Source organism: Streptomyces sp. NH27 (genome assembly GCF_056859195.1).
Map to the genome: position 1 here is coordinate 1 of NZ_JACEGK010000787.1, position 2,363 is coordinate 2,363.

A 2,363-nucleotide genomic window follows, 5' to 3' on the forward strand; every position below is an offset into this window, starting at 1 on the left:
GTACGCGGGTCCGGTAGGCCGGGCTTCACTTGTCGACCTCCGGCAGCTCCGCCCCGAGCCGTACGTCCGCGCCGGCCGGCAGCATCTCGCTCACCGCAGTACCGTAGTGGCCGCCCGTCCCCGCCTGCACCCAAACCGGACAACCCACCAGCCCGACCAGCAGCCCGACCGCGCGCGGGGCCGGCACGGTCATGCCCCGCTGCCGCGGCGCTCGGCGCCGTGACCCGCGCCGCCGCTCCTCACCCCCGCGGGCCACAGCATCGGACTCGCGCCTGCGGCGGACCCGGGTATCCGGCGGCCCGAGGTGCGCGGTCAGATGGTCAACGGGCCGCAGCGGCTGCCATCGCCAGGGCATGCCTGCCGGCGTCGTGGGCGCGGTCGATCGCGTGGAGGAGTTCTGGGGATCGGGGGTCTGACGTCAGCTGGGCCTTGGTGGCCTCGTGGATGCGCTGGTCGTAGAGTTCCAGCGCGGCGACGAACGTCTCGCCGGCGGCTGTTCCCGCGCCGCTGGCGAGGGCGCGGGCCATCGACCAGACGCCCTGGGCAAGCGCGTCGCGGTCCGGGTCGACCGGCTCTCCGAGCCATGTCTGGGTGAGCACCCGCTCGAGCGTCTGCGCCGCCTGCACCACCAGCGCCCAGCCCTCGGTGGGCAGTTCCTCGCCGCGCAGTAGGTACCGGCCTCGGGCCTCGGCCAGGTCCTGCGCGACGCGCGCGCGGCCCCCGGGGACACGCGCCCGCAGGAGGGCCACGGCCGCGCTCACGCAGAACATCGCCGCCGCGACCCACAGCAGCATGGCCGTCGACGGCCAGGCGGCCGCCTCTGCGGGTTCTGGTATCCGGCTCGCGAGCAGGACGAGAATGGTCAGCAGTACACCTGTCCCGGCCGCTACTCCCACTCCCTGAGCCAGCTCGGTCAGATCCAGCCCGGCCACGTACGGCAGCGGCGCGGCCGGGTCCCGGAGGAGTCGGGGGTGCTGGCGGGCGAGCCGGTGGACGGTCTCGCGGGTCCGCCGGGGAAGGCCCGGATCCACCACGGCGTGGGCTGTGTCGTGGCGATGGCCGATGGCCATGGGCGCGGCACCTCACTTCGTCGAAACCAGGGCGGGGAACCGCCGCGTCGTGCAGGCCTTCACGACGGTAGCGGCCTCCGGGGGCGGATGCGGGCGGGGCCGAGGTCAGGCGCCGAGGCCGATGTGGGCGACGTAGGTGTAGGCGCCCCAGTCGGAGTCGAGTTCGGCGATGACGTCGTCCCAGATGTGTTCGAGCTCGTCGAGGTCGCCGGCGACGAGGGCGTCGACGGCGGCGTCCCAGATGTAGCGGACCTGGATGCGGCGCACCCGCAGGTTGTCCCGTCGGCGCTTGGGCAGGACGACGTCCTGGTTGATGGGGTGGATCTCCATCTTGGTGCCCTGGCCGCCCCGGTTGAGGTGCTGTTTGAAGGCTCCGGGGTTGGCCAGGATGTTGGCGGCGCGCAGGTTCCAGTAGGCGGTGTCGATCGCTTCGGCGTTCTCCGGGCGGGGGCGTTGCTTGCCCTTGGTCCAGGCGCGGAGGGTGGGGCGGGTGGCGGTGATGCCGGCGTCGGCCATCGCTTGGGCGCCGCCGCTGGTGGTGGTGAGGTACTTCATGCGGGCTTTGAGGCCGCGGCGGGTGCTGGCCGGGGACTTGATGCCGCCGTCGATGATCATGCGTTCCAGCGCGTCTTCCAGGGCGCTGGCGAGGGCGTCTCGTCCGTGGACGTTTCCCGGGTCGAGGTTCGCGCCGTATTTTCCGAAGTGTTTCCATCCGTCGGTCGACATGTCAGGCGGTGATCCTCGGCAGCGTGTATTGGTCCTTGAGTTTCATCTGGGTGAGGAGGCGGCCCTCTTCGAATGCACCGCCCTCCTGTCCGGGGATTTTACGCCATTGGCCGCCGGTGATGTGGAGTTCGTCCGTGCCCCGGAGGCGCACGATGATCAGGCCGGCCTGGTGTGCCTTGTATGCCTTGTACCAGAGGTTCGCGAAAGCCTGGCTGCGGATGATGTGCATCCACTCGGGTCGGCGGATCTCCAGGTTGGCGGATGATTCGCCCAGGGTCGAGGTGAATTTCGAGTACATGGCTTTGCCGTATTCGACGGTCACGGTGCCGTCGGCGTATCCGGCGGCCTCGCGCTCCAGAGCGGTGGTCCGGGATTCGGCCAGGACCCGGCGGAACTTCTCCAGCAGGCCCTCGCTCGCTCCGGATGTCCAGCACTCGGCGATCACCGGCGGCTCGCACAGGCCGTAGCGGGCGCAGCGGATCAGCAGGCGGATGGTGGCGTCGTCCAGGAGGACGGGGCCTGTTTCGCGGCGGTTGCCGATGGGGTCGGGGAGGTGGGGGTGTTCCC

Annotated in this window: 3 protein-coding genes and 1 pseudogene; all 4 read right to left on the reverse strand. The window is 71.1% G+C overall.

Annotation, left to right across the window (positions count from 1 at the left end):
* Window positions 1-25: 25 nt before the first annotated feature.
* Window positions 26-193, reverse strand: a complete 168-nt coding sequence (locus tag AC13HU_RS35805; protein WP_483046170.1) for a hypothetical protein — start codon at window positions 191-193, stop codon at window positions 26-28.
* Window positions 194-320: 127 nt separating this feature from the next.
* A complete protein-coding gene (locus AC13HU_RS35810) occupies window positions 321-1,070 on the reverse strand; it encodes a hypothetical protein (protein ID WP_483046171.1) in 750 nt (249 codons plus the stop codon).
* A gap of 105 nt (window positions 1,071-1,175) precedes the next feature.
* Window positions 1,176-1,796 carry a hypothetical protein gene (locus AC13HU_RS35815; RefSeq protein ID WP_483046172.1) on the reverse strand — a complete coding sequence of 207 codons (621 nt, stop codon included), beginning with the start codon at window positions 1,794-1,796 and terminating at the stop codon, window positions 1,176-1,178.
* A gap of 1 nt (window position 1,797) precedes the next feature.
* Window positions 1,798-2,363: pseudogene (locus AC13HU_RS35820) on the reverse strand (DNA-binding protein); the annotation flags it as partial.

What these genes read in the sequence shown, in the direction of transcription:
- AC13HU_RS35805 (WP_483046170.1), bottom strand. Translation starts at nt 193, where the DNA reads ATGACCGTGCCGGCCCCGCGCGCGGTCGGGCTGCTGGTCGGGCTGGTG.
- AC13HU_RS35810 (WP_483046171.1), bottom strand. Translation starts at nt 1,070, where the DNA reads ATGGCCATCGGCCATCGCCACGACACAGCCCACGCCGTGGTGGATCCG.
- AC13HU_RS35815 (WP_483046172.1), bottom strand. Translation starts at nt 1,796, where the DNA reads ATGTCGACCGACGGATGGAAACACTTCGGAAAATACGGCGCGAACCTC.